The 18,053-nt window shown below is 42.3% G+C and carries 17 protein-coding genes and 1 pseudogene; all 18 read left to right on the top strand.

The annotated features are described in order from the left end of the window. On the top strand, nt 1-1,163 hold a 1,163-nt coding region (locus GON22_RS24690; protein WP_160398741.1), incomplete at its 5' end, for a pentapeptide repeat-containing protein. After that, the gene (locus GON22_RS24685) at nt 1,156-1,677 is read left to right on the top strand and encodes a hypothetical protein (protein ID WP_160398740.1); all 522 of its coding nucleotides are present in this window, start codon (nt 1,156-1,158) and stop codon (nt 1,675-1,677) included. The genes GON22_RS24690 and GON22_RS24685, both read left to right, overlap by 8 nt. Before the next feature lies 1 nt (nt 1,678). After that, nucleotides 1,679-2,398 (top strand): PAAR-like protein, encoded by a 720-nt coding sequence (locus GON22_RS24680; protein ID WP_160398739.1) that lies wholly within the window; start codon nt 1,679-1,681, stop codon nt 2,396-2,398. 167 nt (nt 2,399-2,565) lie between these two features. After that, nucleotides 2,566-5,628 (top strand): contractile injection system protein, VgrG/Pvc8 family, encoded by a 3,063-nt coding sequence (locus GON22_RS24675; protein WP_160398738.1) that lies wholly within the window; start codon nt 2,566-2,568, stop codon nt 5,626-5,628. 2 nt (nt 5,629-5,630) lie between these two features. Then, nucleotides 5,631-6,098: a hypothetical protein gene (locus GON22_RS24670; protein ID WP_160398737.1), complete on the top strand. Its 468-nt coding sequence runs from the start codon at nt 5,631-5,633 to the stop codon at nt 6,096-6,098. A gap of 304 nt (nt 6,099-6,402) precedes the next feature. Beyond that, on the top strand, nt 6,403-6,660 hold the full coding sequence (locus GON22_RS26320) for an SMI1/KNR4 family protein (protein ID WP_160398736.1): 258 nt from the start codon (nt 6,403-6,405) through the stop codon (nt 6,658-6,660). Between the two features lie 403 nt (nt 6,661-7,063). Continuing rightward, nucleotides 7,064-7,513: pseudogene (locus GON22_RS26315) on the top strand (Imm3 family immunity protein). Between the two features lie 523 nt (nt 7,514-8,036). Then, nucleotides 8,037-8,474, top strand: coding sequence for an SMI1/KNR4 family protein (locus GON22_RS24655; protein ID WP_160398735.1), 438 nt, complete (start codon nt 8,037-8,039; stop codon nt 8,472-8,474). Nucleotides 8,475-8,500: 26 nt separating this feature from the next. After that, nucleotides 8,501-8,977: an SMI1/KNR4 family protein gene (locus GON22_RS24650; protein WP_160398734.1), complete on the top strand. Its 477-nt coding sequence runs from the start codon at nt 8,501-8,503 to the stop codon at nt 8,975-8,977. Nucleotides 8,978-9,749: 772 nt separating this feature from the next. After that, on the top strand, nt 9,750-10,076 hold the full coding sequence (locus GON22_RS24645; RefSeq protein WP_160398733.1) for a hypothetical protein: 327 nt from the start codon (nt 9,750-9,752) through the stop codon (nt 10,074-10,076). After that, a complete protein-coding gene (locus GON22_RS24640; protein WP_160398732.1) occupies nt 10,073-11,485 on the top strand; it encodes a contractile injection system protein, VgrG/Pvc8 family in 1,413 nt (470 codons plus the stop codon). The genes GON22_RS24645 and GON22_RS24640 overlap by 4 nt, the downstream gene beginning before the upstream one ends. 8 nt (nt 11,486-11,493) lie before the next feature. Next, nucleotides 11,494-12,129 carry a hypothetical protein gene (locus GON22_RS24635; protein WP_202113494.1) on the top strand — a complete coding sequence of 212 codons (636 nt, stop codon included), beginning with the start codon at nt 11,494-11,496 and terminating at the stop codon, nt 12,127-12,129. Then, on the top strand, nt 12,126-12,653 hold the full coding sequence (locus tag GON22_RS24630) for a hypothetical protein (protein ID WP_160398730.1): 528 nt from the start codon (nt 12,126-12,128) through the stop codon (nt 12,651-12,653). The genes GON22_RS24635 and GON22_RS24630 overlap by 4 nt, the downstream gene beginning before the upstream one ends. Nucleotides 12,654-12,692: 39 nt before the next feature. Next, entirely contained in the window at nt 12,693-13,103 is a 411-nt protein-coding gene (locus tag GON22_RS24625; RefSeq protein WP_160398729.1) for a DUF4280 domain-containing protein, read from the top strand. 36 nt (nt 13,104-13,139) lie between these two features. Next, entirely contained in the window at nt 13,140-15,797 is a 2,658-nt protein-coding gene (locus tag GON22_RS24620; protein ID WP_160398728.1) for a hypothetical protein, read from the top strand. Beyond that, a complete protein-coding gene (locus GON22_RS24615) occupies nt 15,784-16,221 on the top strand; it encodes an SMI1/KNR4 family protein (protein ID WP_160398727.1) in 438 nt (145 codons plus the stop codon). The genes GON22_RS24620 and GON22_RS24615 overlap by 14 nt, the downstream gene beginning before the upstream one ends. A 65-nt stretch (nt 16,222-16,286) precedes the next feature. Further along, nucleotides 16,287-17,099: a DUF4261 domain-containing protein gene (locus tag GON22_RS24610; RefSeq protein ID WP_160398726.1), complete on the top strand. Its 813-nt coding sequence runs from the start codon at nt 16,287-16,289 to the stop codon at nt 17,097-17,099. Nucleotides 17,100-17,302: 203 nt separating this feature from the next. After that, a complete protein-coding gene (locus GON22_RS25875) occupies nt 17,303-17,734 on the top strand; it encodes a hypothetical protein (RefSeq protein ID WP_202113493.1) in 432 nt (143 codons plus the stop codon). Nucleotides 17,735-18,053: the final 319 nt, after the last annotated feature.

The following is an 18,053-nucleotide window of genomic DNA, read 5'->3' as shown; positions in this document are numbered from 1 at the left end:
ACCGTATGCACCACTTGGAGATATGGCATCAATTTATAGAGACAGATGCCATACCGCTTCGGAATGAGCATATTAAAGCACTGCATCAATATTATACTCGGCAAAAAAAGCAGATAGCAGATGAGCTAACCACATTAGTGGACCAATTCTTGCTTCATGTGCTTGATCAACAGCAGCGAGGAGAGTTAAAGGATTGCACGATGATTCAATTCTCTTTTATGCGGACGAGTTTGATTGAAGGCAAGCCTATATTTATGTTGGAAGCAGTTGATAGGGAAACGATGGAAAAGGTTCAACTGACGGACTTTGAATACGATGCAGGATGGATCTATGAATACGTTAATGCGTGGGAAGCAGCATGCGAGGAACGTCGTAAACGCTATATGAACCGTATCGATCGGCATACATTCGAAGTATGGAAGACGGAGCAGTTGTACCCTTTCAATATCTATATGGTGCATGCTGTTCGCTACGCGATGGATACCATTTCTCAGCTTTCGTCATTTCAGGAGTTAGCCAAAGATAGCTATTTTGAAGTGCGTGTAGGTGAATACAGGGATCAAGAAGCCAGCGAATCGGCCTACCGCATCAATGACAGGCAACGTACCTCGATTACATGCAAAGGATGGCTGGAAAGCCGCTTCGACCAAGAATACATCTATGAACATCTGGCTAAGGTTGATCTTGCCAATGGTCAATTCGAAGGCATTGATTTGAATTATGCAAGATTAGAAGAGGTAACGCTGACAGGCAGTAGCTTAGGCGGCAGTAAATTACTTGGTACTCGATTCGAAAACTGTGTATGTGATGGCACGGACTTTCATGCATGCTTATTAATCGATGCGGACTTTCGAAGCTGTGAGCTAGTTGGGGCCAGGTTCGATGGGGCATGGGCGGTTCGGGATATGGCAGTAGAGGAGCATGGCCTTGTATTCGGCATGAACGGTGTACAGTTTCAACGAGCTAACTTGAAGGGTGCAAGCTTTCGGCATGCCAAGATTGCAGGAGATTTTACAGAGGCGGAACTGGATGGGGTAGATTTTACGGGAGCAGACCTGTCAGGAAGCCGCATGCTGGAGAAAGACCTATTCCGAGTAGTGTTGACGGAAGAGCAACGACGTACGGTCACTTGGGTTACAGCAGGGGATGGGGCGCATGGCTAATATGAAATATTTTGTACTTGAACATGACAGGCGCTCACCGGCGAATGGCGCGAATATCAACTTTCCTGATCGGATGCTTCAAGGCTACAGCCATGCAGAGGAGCAAGAAATTGTTTACGCCAAGCAAGGGAGCCAGATCTCTCCGAGCTCGCTCATCGAACACCCTATTCTACTGATCAGTGAACCACTAAGAAAAGCAATTACCAGATTCATACCGAATGTTGGTTATAAGAGTATTGTTGTGATGGATTTGGAACAGCAGAGCCAATTTTATTATTCATGGATGGATTTTCTGGAGATTCCTTGCCTGATGCCAGAACGCATGGAAGCAGAGAACGGGCGTATTAGCAAAATGGTTGTAGAAGACGTAAGCGAAGATGCGGCAATCTTCCAAATTTCTTATTACCGGAGCCGTGTGCTAGTTGCACGGATAGACGTTGCCGAGTGCCTCCTTCGTACAGGCTTGTACAGCTTGAACGTGAGGCCAATCCAATTAACGAGAGGTGATGGTTGAGATGGGGATTCAAGATACGATGTTGCAAAAAGGAACGCGTGAAAGCCTGCAACAATCTCCTTGGCGAAGCGAGGACACTTATGTAACGGCAGGGGCTTATATGTGCTGTTCGATGGGCACTCACGAGGAAGTCTTAAACAAGTTAGACCCGAATGGGATTTACATAAATGGGAGCCCGATGCTCACTGTAAATGATTGTGCGGTTTCTAGTTCGGAGGCAGGCGTGATTCGGCAAGAATTTACGGATATCACTTATCCAGTAAATACAATGGGAAAAGAGATTGATGGCAACTTCTATTCTTTCGGATTTTGCCGAAGCGCTTTGCATCCGAAGAAATTGGCTCAAGGCGGAAGTTCGAGATGGTCCGATGCCTCCTATTTAGTAGATTCTGATAAAAATGAACCGACTTTCAGCCAGAATATCTATCCATGTGCCCCTAAGCTGCTGCCTACCGCATCGGCCTCTGCGCCCTCCGGCGCTCCTTTTAAGAAAGCAGACACATCTAATGGACCGTTTGGATTCGCTTCGCTGAGTTTAAGTGACATGCTTGCTAATTTGAAATTGCCACAAACGCAGTGGACGAATGGCAGCCCAAGCGTTTCGATTCAGGGGGTTCCCGCATTAACCAGCAAGTCCTGCTTATTCTGCCAGTATGGAGGGAAGATCCAGCTGCTGACGAATGGGATGGACCCAGCTCCTCCTGAATTTTCCGCAAGATAGGAAAGCGAGGTGAAGGCATGGAAGCTATGTATCAAGGGGATGGTTATGAACTGCTATGGCCTTATCCCTTGAAAGCTGTTCGAAGCTTTCGGATCGAGCGTAAGTTTAATGCGCATACCCGCTGTACGTTCACGGCTGAAGTGTCGGAGAAGGACGCAGAAGCGTGTATGCACAATAGCAGTTTTGAAGATAGCGTGATGATTCGCAATGCGACGAAGTCCAAAGTAGAGAATTGGTTCGCAGGCGGCATTACGAGAGTAGATATTCATATGGAAGACGGCATTCCCCATGTACAAGTCGAGGCGCTGTCCCGGACCTATGCCATGGATATGAATGCGAAGAAGCGCTCCTATCAGAACAAGTATCAAACTTACACGGATATCATTGCGCAACTTGTAGAGGGTTATCCGCGTGGGGATGCGCAAAATATGGCGACAAGTGACCAAGCGGCAATCGGGGCTTTGATGGTGCAATATGAAGAAACAGACTGGGCATTTATGAAGCGCTTAGCTGCACGGTTGGGTACAGTCATATTGCCAGATGTGCAAATGGATGCACCGCGCGTATGTTTTGGTGTGCCAGACGCCTCATGGGGAATGAAGCTGAATTCGAAGCGGTATACCCTAATGAAGGACCGAGCTGCCTATGAGATGTTGAAAGCTCAAGTCGAGGGCAGTGAAGGGGAAAACCTTCATGAAGAGGATTTTATCTATTACCGGGTGAGCAGCGGGCAGTACTGCCAAGTTGGCGATGACGTTGAATTCAAGAACCAGGTGTGGGTTGTATCCGAGTCGGTCATTTCGTATGCAGCGGGACGCCTTCATCGTGAATATGTGCTTGTAAAGCGACAGTCGCTGAGGCGAAAATCGAAGCGCAATGAACGCATACAAGGCACTTCGCTCGAAGGGCGCGTCTTAAAACGGGCTAATAACATGGTGAAAGTGCACTTGGATATCGATGATGCGCATGATGAACAAGGAAACTGGTGGTTCCCCTATTCAGGAGAAGGAAATAATCTATTTCACTGTTTGCCAGACGAAGGAGCACGCATCAAGGTCTATTTCCCGAGCGGGAATGAGAAGCAAGCGATTGCGATCAACTCCGTTCGTGGCGGCAGTGATGAGATGAAGAGCAGGACCGTGTTCCAGAAGCCTGCGACCAAAGTGTTCGAGATGCCGGGCGATGCCAAAATGCAGCTTGGCGACGATGGGGTGCTATTCAAGAAAGGGACAGTCACCCTACATCTAGATGGCGGAAATATATCGGTAGATGCAGGTGAAGATGTTCTATTAGTAGCCGGCAGCCAGCTGGAATTAGGCAGCGGGAATGGTTCTGGCGTATTAGAATCGATTCGTATGCGTGCTACACAATCCATAGCCATGCAAACCAACCAAGAGCACTATGTGTTCATTAATGGAGATCGAGTAGGGATCAAGAGCAGTAAGCTGGACCTTCAGAAGATCAACGTGGACTATATGGAGCTATTGACGGATGAAGAACTCAAACAGATGTATATGGACGAGCTGGCTCAACAGCAAATCTCCATGGCCGCATTGAATGCGAGCCTTGATGTAGGTGCTGCAATCGACATACCAGATAGCCAAAAAGCACAAATTCGAGCCGATGTGGAAGCGCGGGTGAACAGCGATCCGAAAGGGGCCGATGTAGCCCGGAGTTGGATGGGCGGAAAATCGGAATCCGATCAGCAGGAGCTGTACCAGAAGAAGTATGCACGGCAAGCGAGTGGATCGGAAGAACAACAGCCAGACTTGGAGCAGCAACAGAAGACGTATGACCAGATGGACAAGGACCGAACGGCCGTCCATAATTGGAATAAAGATGTACAAGGTATCATCGAGAAGGGCAAAAGCGAAGGGAAGTCCCAAGCGGACATTCGGGCATCGATTCCAGCTCCGCCTGTACTGGCGTCTAGGGAGGCGAAGCAAAGAAGCCAGCCCGGTCTATTTCAACAGATGCTGGACCATACAGGGATTGGAAACTTCCTCGAACGTATGGCGCCTTATATGGACGAATACGCATTAGCGAATATCGTCCCACAGAAACCTGATTATCTAAGCAAGAAAACGGATAAAATAGTTTACTTCTCGCGGTATACGCACGAAGTGTTGATCATTCAGCCACAGGTAATCATGGCGGAATTGAACATGATGCTTGGGATCATAGCAGTTATAGCAGCCATACCGACAGGTGGAGAATCGTTATATCTGTTAACTATAGCTGACGTTGTAATAGGTGGAGCGACGACCTACGTAAGTTATCAGAAATGGAAAGATCTAAAGAATGGAATTACGGATTCGAATCCATCGTTCCTTGGATTAGATCAGGAAATGCTCGATACGCTTGGAATTGGCTTGGCTGTTGTAAGTTTGGCGAGCTTGATGAAACACGGTTTGTATAAAGCGGCAGACAAGCTAGCGAATGGTAAGAATGTTGCCGCGTTGGATGAGGCTTGGAGTGTTTGGAAGAGCAAACTCGATAATTTGGGTAATAGTTCTGAAAACTGGTTCTCCAATCCGCAGCTTGTAGGAGCCAACGGAGTGAACATCGGCCGATATGATTTAGGTGATGCAGCTAAAGGAGGAAAACCGAAGAATCTAAGTCCTGAAAGGCAAAGACAAGTTCAGGATTTAGAAGATGGTATGTATTCGGGGCGTGGGGGTTACTCGGGTAAGGGAGCGGGTGACGATTTACTTTCTCCGGATGGTAAATTTATTGATCCTAAGTTAGAATCAGATTATCAAAAGTATCTCGCACGTAAATCGAAAGAAGGAAAAAGTCCGCGAGATCGGTTAGAGTGGAAAGAGGCTAGGGACTATTGGTTGAATGATTCACCTATGGCAAGAGGTAATGCGTTTAATAAAAAAGCTGTAAAAGAAGATTGGTATCCAGTTAACGAACTACATTTGAGTAATGGTAAACGATTAGATTCTTATGACCCGATTAAAGGAGAAATAATATCAAGAAAAGCCACAGATTTAGAACTAATTGATATATCAACTTTTGAAAGTTACTTAAAGGAATTGAAAAATAAATATCCTGCCGGTACAGTCATTAGATCAAATGCATACCCCGAACTTGACGGGCTTCCACTCACAGGTAAACAAATACTTGAAATACCCGAATCTAATAAAAATTTTAGTCAAATACAAGAGTACATCGATTTAGCTAAGAGTAAATATGGCATTGAAATACGTTTCAGGGGGGAATAACAATGTTGCAACTAAAACCGGAAATACGGTCTACATTAACAAATATGGACTTTATAGCTAAGTACAGAAATTTATCAGCGAAATTTTCTTTTAATTCAGATGAGAGTTTTGAAACATACGATAATAATGAAGTATTAAATCTGTTTGCGGAGTTAGGTTTTAAGGCTAGCTTCGACAAGAAAGAGAAATTTTTTAAGGTTGTAGATGAAATAGACTCTTGTAAGTTTCAATTTAATATTTCGCTGAAATATGGGCTTGTAGAGTTCATATGGGCAATATGGAAGAATAATGAATTACAAACAGGGCTATCGTGGGGAATGTTGAAGCAATTGTTAGATGGTAAAGATGACGACAAAATTAATAAGCCAGTCTTTCGTAATTACAACGATCTAAAAGAGATATTAGAGGAAGCATTTGCAATGTATGATGAATTTAAAAGAGTTTTAAAACTAGTATACAGTAATCAGTAGAGATTAGTTGTTAATGCAGTATATCTATGGTGACTACTCAGTTTCATCATTCAATTAATAATCAATTAATAATCCATGTACTACACGTAAAATGATTCTCCATTTCGATTGTACGCACACCATTGTAATTAACAGGTCGATTATGGTCAGATACCATCATAATCGACCTGTTTTTTGTTGTTATGTTGCTCACTCGCAGGTCTTTGAATACGTAGTATGATCATACAGGGATTGGAAACTTTCTTGAACGAATTGCACCTTTTATGGACAAGCGAAATAACTTGGAAAAATACCTGATGTTCCTATGAAGCCAGGGACAAAATATCCGGATTTTGAGAAAGCGGATCTGATCATAAAAATTGATGGGAAACCTGTTATACTGGAGCTGCCAAAGGAAGTTCCGATTGCAGCACTATTTTCTGGGGATTTTATTTGTTTGGATTTTAGAGTAACTGAAGAGCCCACAGTAGTTATTTGGTTTCAAGAGGAGTCCGAAAGGTTTTCGCCTGTGATACAAGCAGTTGCCCAGAATATCTCTGAATTTATTTTAATGCTAAAATAGTAGGTTCGTAAGTAATTAGAATTGGATTGTTATTAATATAAATAAGATGGTTAAAAATATGATTTTCAATTGTTATTTAATCCTTGGGAATATTATTCATCAATATGAAAACGGGATATTGTATTCAATAAACTAAGGTTATTACTTTATTATCGTTATAATGAATTAGACAAGACCTACTTTAACTTGAATTATAAGTCGAAAGTAGGTCTTTTGTTATATTCTTAAATGCATTCGGGATGATATTCTCTAATTCCAACATTACACTACAGGTCCTAGGAGGAAGGTTTAGTTAGTTTTTAATAGTTTATACTATCACTGCAAATGTAGTGGTAAGTGAGTTGCACGTCAAAAGCGTGGATCGGAAAAACACTAACACTAGACTGGTCTGGAGAAAAATAAGATGAAGGGGATAAATATGACTTGGATTTATAAAGACCTAATAGAATCGTATACTGAAGAATATGAAGAATACAAAAACATTTATCATCAAAGTCATTATGAGGCGGTATCTCAAGCTTTCGATGAAAACTGCAGCGAAAAGCATTCAGATGCTATGGAAAAAGCAGTTATTTGGGTCATAACAGCTGAGTTAAGATTAGAACAACTTAGAATATATAAAATTGCCAAAGAAACGTACCTAACAAAACTGAAATCAATAGACTTTCAAGAAGTATATGAATACATTCAAAAAGGTCAATAAACTAAGGAAGAATTTGAAGATCTGTATGTGTACAGAAATAGGGTACTAGTAGAACTCGAAAAAGTAAATGTGGATCTTTGCCCCAAAGCACGGTGGTTTTATGAAGAAATTGTAGATAGTGTAAATAATTTTTTTTGTAGAGTTTGTTAACGTTGAGCATAATGTTATTAATGTCATCAATTTCTTTGAAAGAGAGTTTACAAATAAAGCATGTGCAAAAAAAGTCGTTTACACAACAATAGCTGAGAATATTTTAAGACAAAATGAGATAGTCCCCGAGCATATTATTAATGAAATTAAGGATGGATATTTTGATAATTCACAATTTGAATTAACTGAAGTAGAGAGTCTGGATTTGTCAAATAGAATTGTTAAGATTCTTGAAGAGATTGATAGTTGCCAGCGGTAGTAGAACTCGATATAAATGGGGATCAAACTACACTTCAGTGACCAACATCATTATAATTGAAGCTCATCTTGAGAAGATCTTTAATTAATGGGTAGATAAAATAGCAAAAATGAAATCTTTCCCCAACGAGTGTTTATTTACTTGTTTGGGGTTTCTTATGTATTTCCTCGTTAGCTGAAGAACGTAACTTGTTTCGGACCATCAAATCTGTTAAAAATATAATATAAATGGTAAATTGAAGTAAAACGTTTTGGAGATGATACAATGAGGAGAATAACTTGGCTGTTCACAGATGAAGCAATAGATGAGAAAGCGATTAGTGCCGTTGAAAAGTCATTCCGTGTGAGATTTCCTGATGATTACCGTGAATGTGTAAAAAAATATAATGGTGGTTACCCTGAGCCTAATGTCTATGATATCAATGCTGACGAGGGTGGGGCAGTTTTTGACTGTTTATTAAGTTTTACAAATAAGGATGCTAATATAGAGGTTATATATGATGTAACTCCACTACCGGAGGGGATTATTCCTTTTGCACGAGATCCATTTGGAGGATTGATTTGTTTTAATTATCGTAACACTAAAGATTCTCCAACAGTAGTTTTCTACGATCAGGAGTCTGTGAATGATGATAAAATCAAATTAATATGTGGTACTTTTTCTGAATTGATTGATAGATTATATTCTGATGAAGATATTTAAAGTATAAATAAAAGAGGGATGAATATATGAAAAATCTGGATTACGAGTATTCATTTAATATTATCGGTTTTCAAGATATCAAAGATTTTGAAAATAAACACAGTATACAACTTCCTAATGAATATAAACAATTCTTAATGTTTAAAAACGGAGGAAGGACTGAACAACGAAGATTTACAACAAATGATGCAACAAAGAAAGGGAAAATAACATCATCTGTTTCAATGTTTTTTCCTTTATCTAAAGAAAATGAAGTAAATATAGAAGAGAAATTTGAAGGTTATAACTTGACTCGGATCGTTCCGAGTAATCTATTTCCTATTGCCTTGGATCCGGTGCAGGGATTGATTTGCTTGTCAATTGAAGGGGAAGATGAAGGTAGTGTCTATCATTGTGACATGGACTACTTTGATGAAGACAATGAGTTAAGAAAAGAATACATCAGATTAATATCTAAGAGTTTTACTGAGTTTTTAGATGGTTTAAGCATCCCGGCAGAATAATCTAAGGGTGTATACTAAATAGAAACCGATCATCGAATTAACAAATAATAATTGCAATTTATTTAACAGAATATGATTAATGAGCTGATATCGAAAACAATCGATGTCAGCTTTCTTTTTCTACAATCCTAACCTAATTCGATATATGATTACCCCAAGTAATTTACGAGAGTCATCTTAAGACAACGCAAATGTTGGTAAAGATATTTTTGGAATCATCGTGCTCTTGGCAGTAATGCAGACAGTCGGATTAACGTAGCTATATGATTTAGCTAGAGGTGACTGGACCTATGTAAGTTACTAGATATTGAATGATCTTAAAAATGGGATTTTGGAAACAAGGGGTGCATTTTGGCGACGAAGGGGCAAGGGATTTGGATATCGTAGATGTTGGTTGATTAAAGGGATGGATTCCGCTACAGACCGATTGACGAGTTTGGGTTAACAGACACACGCGGGAAGCGTAAGAATATGTTGTTGTAACCACTATGTCATACGGTTAGAGCAGGAGTGGTTGACCAATAATAAGGCAGAGCTGTACCAGAGATGGAGTGGTTCGTCGAAGAACTCCGAAAGCACTTTACAGTTTTAGAAATATGCAAAGAAGAGGGACTCTCTTAGAACGCATTCTGTGCTTATTCGAAGCAAAAGAGCATCGATAAGGATCATACACTCAAAGCAAACAGTGAGTCATACAAAACAGGTCAATTATGGTGAAATACTACCTTAATTGACCTGTTTTGTTTTCATCAGACGAAACGGGTGCTATTGCGTGCACGCTAAATTGGAAGATGATTGGATCCAAGAATTAGTCGATGGCACGAAGTCCGCTTTTAAAAATATGAATCCCGGAAATGTCTTCTATTCAGAAGGAGTCGATGACGTTCATGGCAAGAAGGTCGGATACCTGGAATTCAAGAGTCCGGGAATGGACGGATTCCTGTATCAGATTATGTATTTCTTCGAATTCGAGGGCCGGACAGGGATGGGGACATTTAGCTGCCCTTACAAAGAGTATGCCGACTGGAAAGACGTTGCGTTTCGAATTATTCGTGAACTAGCCGTTATTCAAGAGAAGGAAGGAGAAGAAACGATATGAATAAAGCCGTGCTTACGAGTGCAGATCTCATCGTATCGCCATTTCAATTTGAGAGCATTACCGAGTTGAGTGTAGTAAGAGAAATGAATGAACATGTGCGGTTCTCGATAAGCGGAATTGTTGCGGAGGATAAGCTGGATCGCTATGTCGAGCAAGAAGAGGAGAATAGCGAAATTGAGGTGAAAATCAGGAATGGTGAGCAACGCGAGATTAACCTCTTTCATGGCGTTGTGACCAAATTGACGATTGACGCGCATCGTAATGTACGGCGAATGACGATCGAGGCACAAAGTTCTACTATGCTCATGGATATTAGTAAGGAGTCCCGATCTTACCAGAATACAAGCAGATCCTATCATCAACTGATTCAGAACATCGCTGAACAATATGCAGGTGCTGATGTTGTGGACAATGGCACGAATCGCGGCAGCATAGGCAGTCTTGTCGTTCAATATAAAGAGACGGACTGGCAATTCATCAAGAGGTTAGCTTCCCATTTTCACGCACCGCTCGTTCCTGTGGCCTCGCAATCCGGCGTTAAAATCTTTGTTGGCATCCCTGATCTGGGAGAGCCTTATAAACTAGATGAATTTAATTATTCCATCATCAAGAATTTGAAGGAATATATGCAGAAAACGGCTGGAGAAGGACAACAGCTCCATGAGGATCAGATCATTAGTTACGAGGTTACGAGCGGAACTTTATTAGAGTTATGCCAACCCGTGACATTCCATAAACGGAAGTTGTATGTGTACCGCGCGACAACGGCCATTGAAAATGGCCTGGTAATGAATCGCTATGAATTGCGTGACAAGCAAGGGATGGGATGCCGGACGATCTATCCATATGAGCTTGCCGGGGCTTCGTTGTTCGGGAAAGTGAGTGCTATTTCTAAAGATAAAGTGCAATTAAAGCTTGACATTGATCATGGTGAGTCCGATGGGTCCATCTGGTTTCCTTATTCCACGGTTTATTCTTCCCCTGACGGATCTGGCTGGTATTGCATGCCTGAGGTAGGCGATGAGATTCGATTATATTTTCCAAATGAACACGAGAAAGACGCTTTCGCGGCTAGCTCCGTCGATGCTGAAAGCGCAGATACAACCAAGCGAAGCGACCCTTCAGTCAAGAGCATTGGCACAAAGCATGGCAAGCAAATTGTGTTCCAGCCTGGAGCCATTGAGATTATCGGCAACGGACAGCTTATGATGAGGCTCACGGATGACGGTGGCATCGAGATCAAGAGCGATAAGAAAATTACGCTGGATGCCAAAGAGGATATTGATATAAGCGGAGGCACAAATGTCGTTATTCAAGGTGTGGAGGGTGTTAATTTAATCCAGCAAGGAGCCAATTTGACGATAGCCGATCAAGTCAATCTTATGGGAACTCGGGTTAATCTCTCATGAGTGTTTTGATGAACAGACAAGCTGCACTAGATGATTTGGTCGAGCGGTTCGTTATGAATCAATGGATAACGGACTTGGCTTTGATTGAATCGGAATATGAGCGCCGCCAAGCAGAGATCGAATCAGCTTTCCTGGCCGCATTCGATGAGGCATGCAAGCAATCCGCGATGCTGCAGCAAACAGGCGGTAAAGGGAAAGCGGTGTATATTTATATTTCTCTTCTGCGCACGCAGGTGATGGAGGGGAGAGCTGGGTACCGAATTGAGGTATATGACGAGAATTGGTTTATGGATCGTCAGGATTGTGCGGGGGTGTGGGAGGCGGACTTCATCTTCCAGCCATTGTTCGCTCGAATGGAAGCGTTGAAGGGGCAGTTGGGCCAATATGCCCGGAAAGTAACCGTTATGGATATCGATCAAATGATTCAGCTTGAGCTGATCACCTATCATACACTCACGATCGAGCTGTTGAAGGAGATGGTTCCACGCCTGCTCCCGAGGAGTGAATGGTTCGAAAGTATGGTTCGATCTGACGCTCTGAAAATTCTTGCCGGCGAGTATCGTGACGCAAGCGAACTTCTATACCATTGCCGTGTGACGGATGAGAATAGGCAGACCCAAGAGCTAGGAGCGGACGCGCTATGATGGATTATTTTCGATTAAGGCAAGACGATCGGTTTACGGATGTTCCCGTACTGCGTGACATTAGGCAGCAGTTGGACACGCGGGATATTTGTCCGAAGCGTGCCCATCACATTGCGGACTCGATGATGTTCTATGTGGAAGCTGGCAAAGACACGTTCTATCCCGATGTACTGGATCAGCAGTTGTTTCTCGTCTCAGAACGGCTGAAGCCACTGATCGAAATCTATGCCCCCGATACGATATTCAAGGACGTTCCGCTCGTCGATCTGAAACAAGAACGGCAGAGCAACTACTATTTGCCAATCTTTGAAGAGCTTGAAGCGTTAGGGCCAGGTACGGAATATTACAGGGATCAACAAACCGTGAAGGAGCCGGTATTGCAATACGAACGATTAGGTTCGAAGCGGATATTTCGTGTGAAGGAAAGCGAAAAACCATTCATTGTCGTGCGTTTGGATGCGGCTGAAAGCATGCTGCGCCGTGATTTTACGGGATTAAAGCTAGAGCGATTGGTGGTTGTATAACGGAAGGAAGCGATCTTGTTATTCGAGGAGGATGCAATGATGGCGGATGAACAATATTACATCGTCAGAGGCGCTCAAATGAGGTGCATCTGTGGGGATAGGGCAGTAGGAACCCATCCGAGAAAGATTAATTTGCCAGCGAGCCATGGCGTGTATGTAAACGGGAAACCGATGATGAACGAAGAGGATAATAAACCGGAAAATGTCCCTTCATTCGGGATTTGCACCGGCTCCAACCAAACGAGCACCGAAATCATCTATCTAATAGCCGAAGATGGGTCGCAGACGATTTCTGGACCGCCATGCATTCCGAAAATACTACAGAAGTGGTCCAACACGAAACAGACGATGCTGGTAGACGGTAAACCAGCGCTACAGGCGGCGTCATCGCTTTATTGCATAAATAATGGGAAAATTCAGTTTTTCACAACCGGCCAAGATGAGCAGTAGCAATCATCCCACACGTGGGAGAGGAGGGGGAAGGCATTGATTGATTTCGGACAACTGCATGTCCAATCATCTTTTAAGATCCAGCGAATCGAAGATGTACATATGGAATGGAAGCCGAACGAACATGGGCGTATGGTTCTTCGAGGCATTGTAGCTGATACGGATAATACGAATAGTGCCATTCATGCGGCAGTCGATGAACCGATAATTCTCAAAGCAATGTCAGAAAAGCGAGAAGAAAGGTTGTTCAAAGGCGTCATTGCTTCCATTAAAACAACGAGCCGAAACGGTGTATTTACGGTTGAATTGGAAGCGATTAGCGGTACAATTAAACTTGACCGTACGATTCACAATCGTTCATTCCAAGATAAGGGCATGTCATATGAATCATTGATTAATAACGTGATTGCACCTTATCAGGGGAATGATGTTTTGGTTGGTGTCGGAGAGAATGAATCGATCGGCACACCAATCTATCAATATGGTGAGACGGATTGGGCGTTGTTGAAACGTCTTGCGAGCCAATTGGACAGTGTTATCTATTGCGATCTCTACGAATCTGCACCTAGAGTTTACTTCGGGTTTCCAGAAGGGCGCAGCTATACGATCCCTAACGAAACGTCATATACAGCAAGCAAAGATATGAAAGCCTACCGCCAATCCATGATGAATGGGGACAACTTGCCATCCTCTGAATTTTTCAGTTATGAGATTGAGACTGGCGAAAAGTATGTGATCGGAGACCGGATCACGTTCCGTAACAAACAGCTCGTCATCAGCGAAGCTGGTGCTCGGATGGTTGGGGGACTACTGCGGTTCACCTATCGGCTCTCGCGAACGGCGGGGGTCAGGAGCGAACGGATCCACAATCACAAGCTCACCGGATTATCGCTCAGCGGAAAAGTGTTGGCGGTAAAGGGCGAGCTCGTCCAGTTGCATCTAGATATCGACAAAGAGCAATCGATTGGTACGGCTAATTGGTATCCGTTTGCTCCACCTACCGGCAACGTTATGTATTGTATGCCACAGGTTGGAGCGCATGCGAGTTTATATTTGCCGGATTCAACCGGAGAAAAAGCAATGGTTATCGGCAGCGTTCGCCTGAATGGCGAAGCATGCGCGAAGACGGGTGATCCGAATAACCGTTACTTAGGGACAGAGCACGGCAGCGAGTTGGAACTGACGCCGTCAGCGATAAATCTAACCGGGGGCGGGCAATCGCCGCTGAAGGTGACAATTGACGATGCGACCGGCGTGAAAATTTCGAGCCCAACCCGTCTGACGCTGGATGCCATGCAGGACATCTCGATATATACGCCGAAGAAAATAAACATTTCAGCCCAAAGTTTGCTCGTTGTGAAGAAACGTGATGTAGCCAGCGGAATAACGGTTGATGGCGAGTATCATGTGCTTGGGGCAAGCGTTGTGGCGAACGGAAGCGATCGTGAAAGCTTTGCGCCATACGATGAAGAACCGCAGAAGGGCGAGCCGCCACCGCCGCCACCGAAGAAGAAGTTTAGCTGGGGCAAGCTGTTAGGGAATGTCGTAGCTGGACTAGCCGTCGTAGCTGTCGTAGCTGTTGCTGCTGCATTCACAGTAGCGACGCTGGGAGCCGGAGCCGTAGTCGTCGGCGCTGTATTAGCGGGAGGATTAGCAGCGGGCGCGATCGGAGTAGGGGCAATGGCAATATCCGATATTGCCCGAGGCGAAGTCAGCAGTATGGGCAGCTACATGCTAACGGGGGCCAGGGAAGCGTTCATCGGGGCCATAACCGGTGCGGTGTTTGGCCCATTGGGCGTAGCCGGTACTTTTGCCGGCAGGATGGCGATGGAAGGCGTGGAAGGGGCATTCGGCAGCATCGTCAACCAATTGATCACCGACGGTAAGGTGAATTGGAAGACCGTAATGTTCGAAGCTGGCATTAGTGCGGCGCTTGGCGGATTGTTGAGTAAAGAAGTGCTGGGCAAGCTTGGTGGATGGCTGAAAAATGGCAAGTTTGAGGCATTGAACAAATATTTGAAAGACAAGACAAGTCCTTTGTTCGGTCAATTTAGTGACATTGGAAAAAGCCTTAAGAATGGCTGGGATAACTTTGTCAAGCAGTTGAGTGAATTGGATTTCAGTTTGAACAAGCTTGAGTTTGCTGGAATTCCTGGCGGAAATAAGGGAAGTCATTACTTCGAATCAGAAGGATTGCCGAGTGGAAGTTCGCCGTCAGGTGGGACGACGAAGAAACCGCCTGAGGGGACAGGAAAAGTTCCACCTAAGAAAGAAACAAAATTTATAATTTTTAATAAAACACATAAAAATGCTGCCCCTAAGCCAAGAGGGAAAGGTCCAAATGGTGGGCGTCTTGAATCACATCATGGATTACAGGGAGAATGGGCAAAAGAAAATTTGGCACAGTATGGATATGATTACAAAGAAGCACCTACAGTGACGCTTGAAACGGGTAAAGGGCATCCACATACAGACCTCACAAATCGACAGAACGAAAGAAGAGATGCTCGTGTTGCTGAAGGTAAAGGGAAATGGAGTTCTACATTACAAGAGGAGCTTACTTATATTGTTGAAGATTTTAAAGAACTTGGTTACACGAGAGAAACTATAGAAACCATATTGGAACAACAATATAAAATGCTAGACAAGCTGAAAGTTCCGTACAGGAGGATTAATGTAGATGAATATTTTTGAAGAAATGAGCAGCATGTTTTTTGTAGAAGTAAAAGAAGCACCTGCGAGTGATGAGGATGTCAGAGAACTCCAAAACTTTTCCTCTATAAAAGTACCATGTGAATTTGAAGAAATTTCCAGAATTGCAACAGAATTAGAGATAAGTGTAAATAGCAAGATGTACATTCGAATATGGAGTCCCTCGGGTTGTATAGAGATGAATGAAGCGCACAATGTTCAAAAATACATCCCTGATTCGCTTGCAATTGGAGATGATGAGGGGGGGAATGTATTGATCTATCTGGAAGGTAAAGATGGATTCGGATTATATATGGTGGGGTTCGGAAATCTTGATGTCGAAGATGCAATATTAATTGCCCCCACACTTCGAGATTTATTGGTAAATAATATAGGGATAGATGTTGTAATGAGCGGTTATGTATAAATGGTGATAGATAATAATACCATTAATTCAATATAAAAGTTAAATTGAGAGTAGGAGTTATAATAATGGGGCAAGAACTAGTCAATCAGATCAATACAACATACTCTGTTGAACTGTTATTCGAAGAAGTTCCAATATTTGATATTGACGAAATTACAAAAGATTTATTCCGGAATTATGGTATATCAAATGTTGTGAATAACGAAAACAAAGAACTTGTTATTTTTACTTTTACTGAATACCAAGCAGAGGTTCAAGAAGGTATGGTATTGAATGTTCAATACATTCTGAACAGAAAATATTCAAAAATAGATCATGAGAAGATAGCCCCTTCCTTGCAACAAACTTGGGATTTTGAAAAAGCAAATGAAACAGTTCGTAGAGCGAAATATAGTTGCTTGCTTTCGGATGTTTTCGCTTCGCAATTGGATTATCGAAGTAGATGTGAGTTGTTTAATATTGTTTTATTGACTATTTTAAAACATACAAACTGTATCGCAGTCAATTGGATATTGAGTCAAAAGATATCCGATCCTAAATCATTTATTAGTCGGATTGAAAAAGGAGAATATTTAAATGGTGCATTAAATGTGAGACTGTTCAAACTGGAGCAAGCCAATGGAGAGATGGTTATGGATACAGTTGGTCTTTCAGGTTTTGGATTACCTGATATACAGTGCCATTTTAATAATATCACTGCTTCTGAAATAGCCAGTTTGTTGTATGGTTATGGAAATTATATTTTTGAGAACGGAGATATTTTTGAAGATGGTGATAGTGTGGAAGGAACAAGGGTAAATGAAAAATGGATTTGCCAACACGAAAGGTCATTAATCCCCCCTAGAAGAGTTGTCCTTAATATAATACCACAGAAATAAAACTTATCTTGAGAGTTGATATAATGGTGATAGTTGGTAAATCCAGCTATCATCTTTTTATTCTCAAGTTTAAGATTAGAACTTAGGGGACGGGTAAAGATTTACTTTCCCCTAATGGTAAATTTATAGATTCTAAGTTAGAATCGGATTATCAAAATTATCTTGCCCGTAAAGCTAAAGAGGGTAAACCACCACGAGATCGGTTGGAGTGGAAAAAAGCCAGAGATTACTGGTTGAATGATTCACCAATGGCTAGAGGCAATGCATTCAATAAAAAGTCAGTTGCGGAAGAATGGTATCCATGTAATGAAGTACATTTGAGTAATGGAAAACGTTTGGATTCATACGACCCTATAAAAGGCGAGATAGTATCAAGAAAAGCGACTGATTTAGCAGATATTGAGTTATCTACATTTGAGAGTTATTTAAAGGAAATGAAGATGAAGTACGAGCCGGGAACAATAATTAGAACAGATAAATACGCTGATTTTAAACCTCCAATTGACGGTCAACCACTTAAGGGAAAACAAATACTTGAGATTCCTGCGTCAAATAAGAACTTTTCAGAGATACAAGATTACATTGATTTGGCAAAGAATAAATATGGGATCGAAATCAGATTTAGGGAGGAGTAAATATGATAGATAAACATACTAAATACACTTTTGAGAAGATAAAATTTATTGAAAGGTATAAGAATCTAGCCACAAAGTATCAATTAATGTTAGTGAAAGTTTCGAAGACTATGAAAGTAACCAAGTAGTAAAAATTATTAGTGAATTAGGATACGAGTCCTCGTTTAATAAGAAGGAAAAGTTCTTTAAGATCACTAGCGTTGCATTAATATTCTCTGAATCTTCATAAATTTCTGTCTAATATACATCGGCGCATAAAAAAATCCTTTACAATAGATATGGAGGTAGCCCCGTCCATAATCCACTGAAAAGGATCAAT

This window comes from Paenibacillus sp. MMS18-CY102, assembly GCF_009789195.1.
In the GTDB taxonomy this organism is placed as follows: Bacteria; Bacillota; Bacilli; order Paenibacillales; family Paenibacillaceae; genus Paenibacillus_T.
Note: the sequence above shows the minus strand (reverse complement) of the source record. Positions and strands in the feature narration are given on the sequence as shown.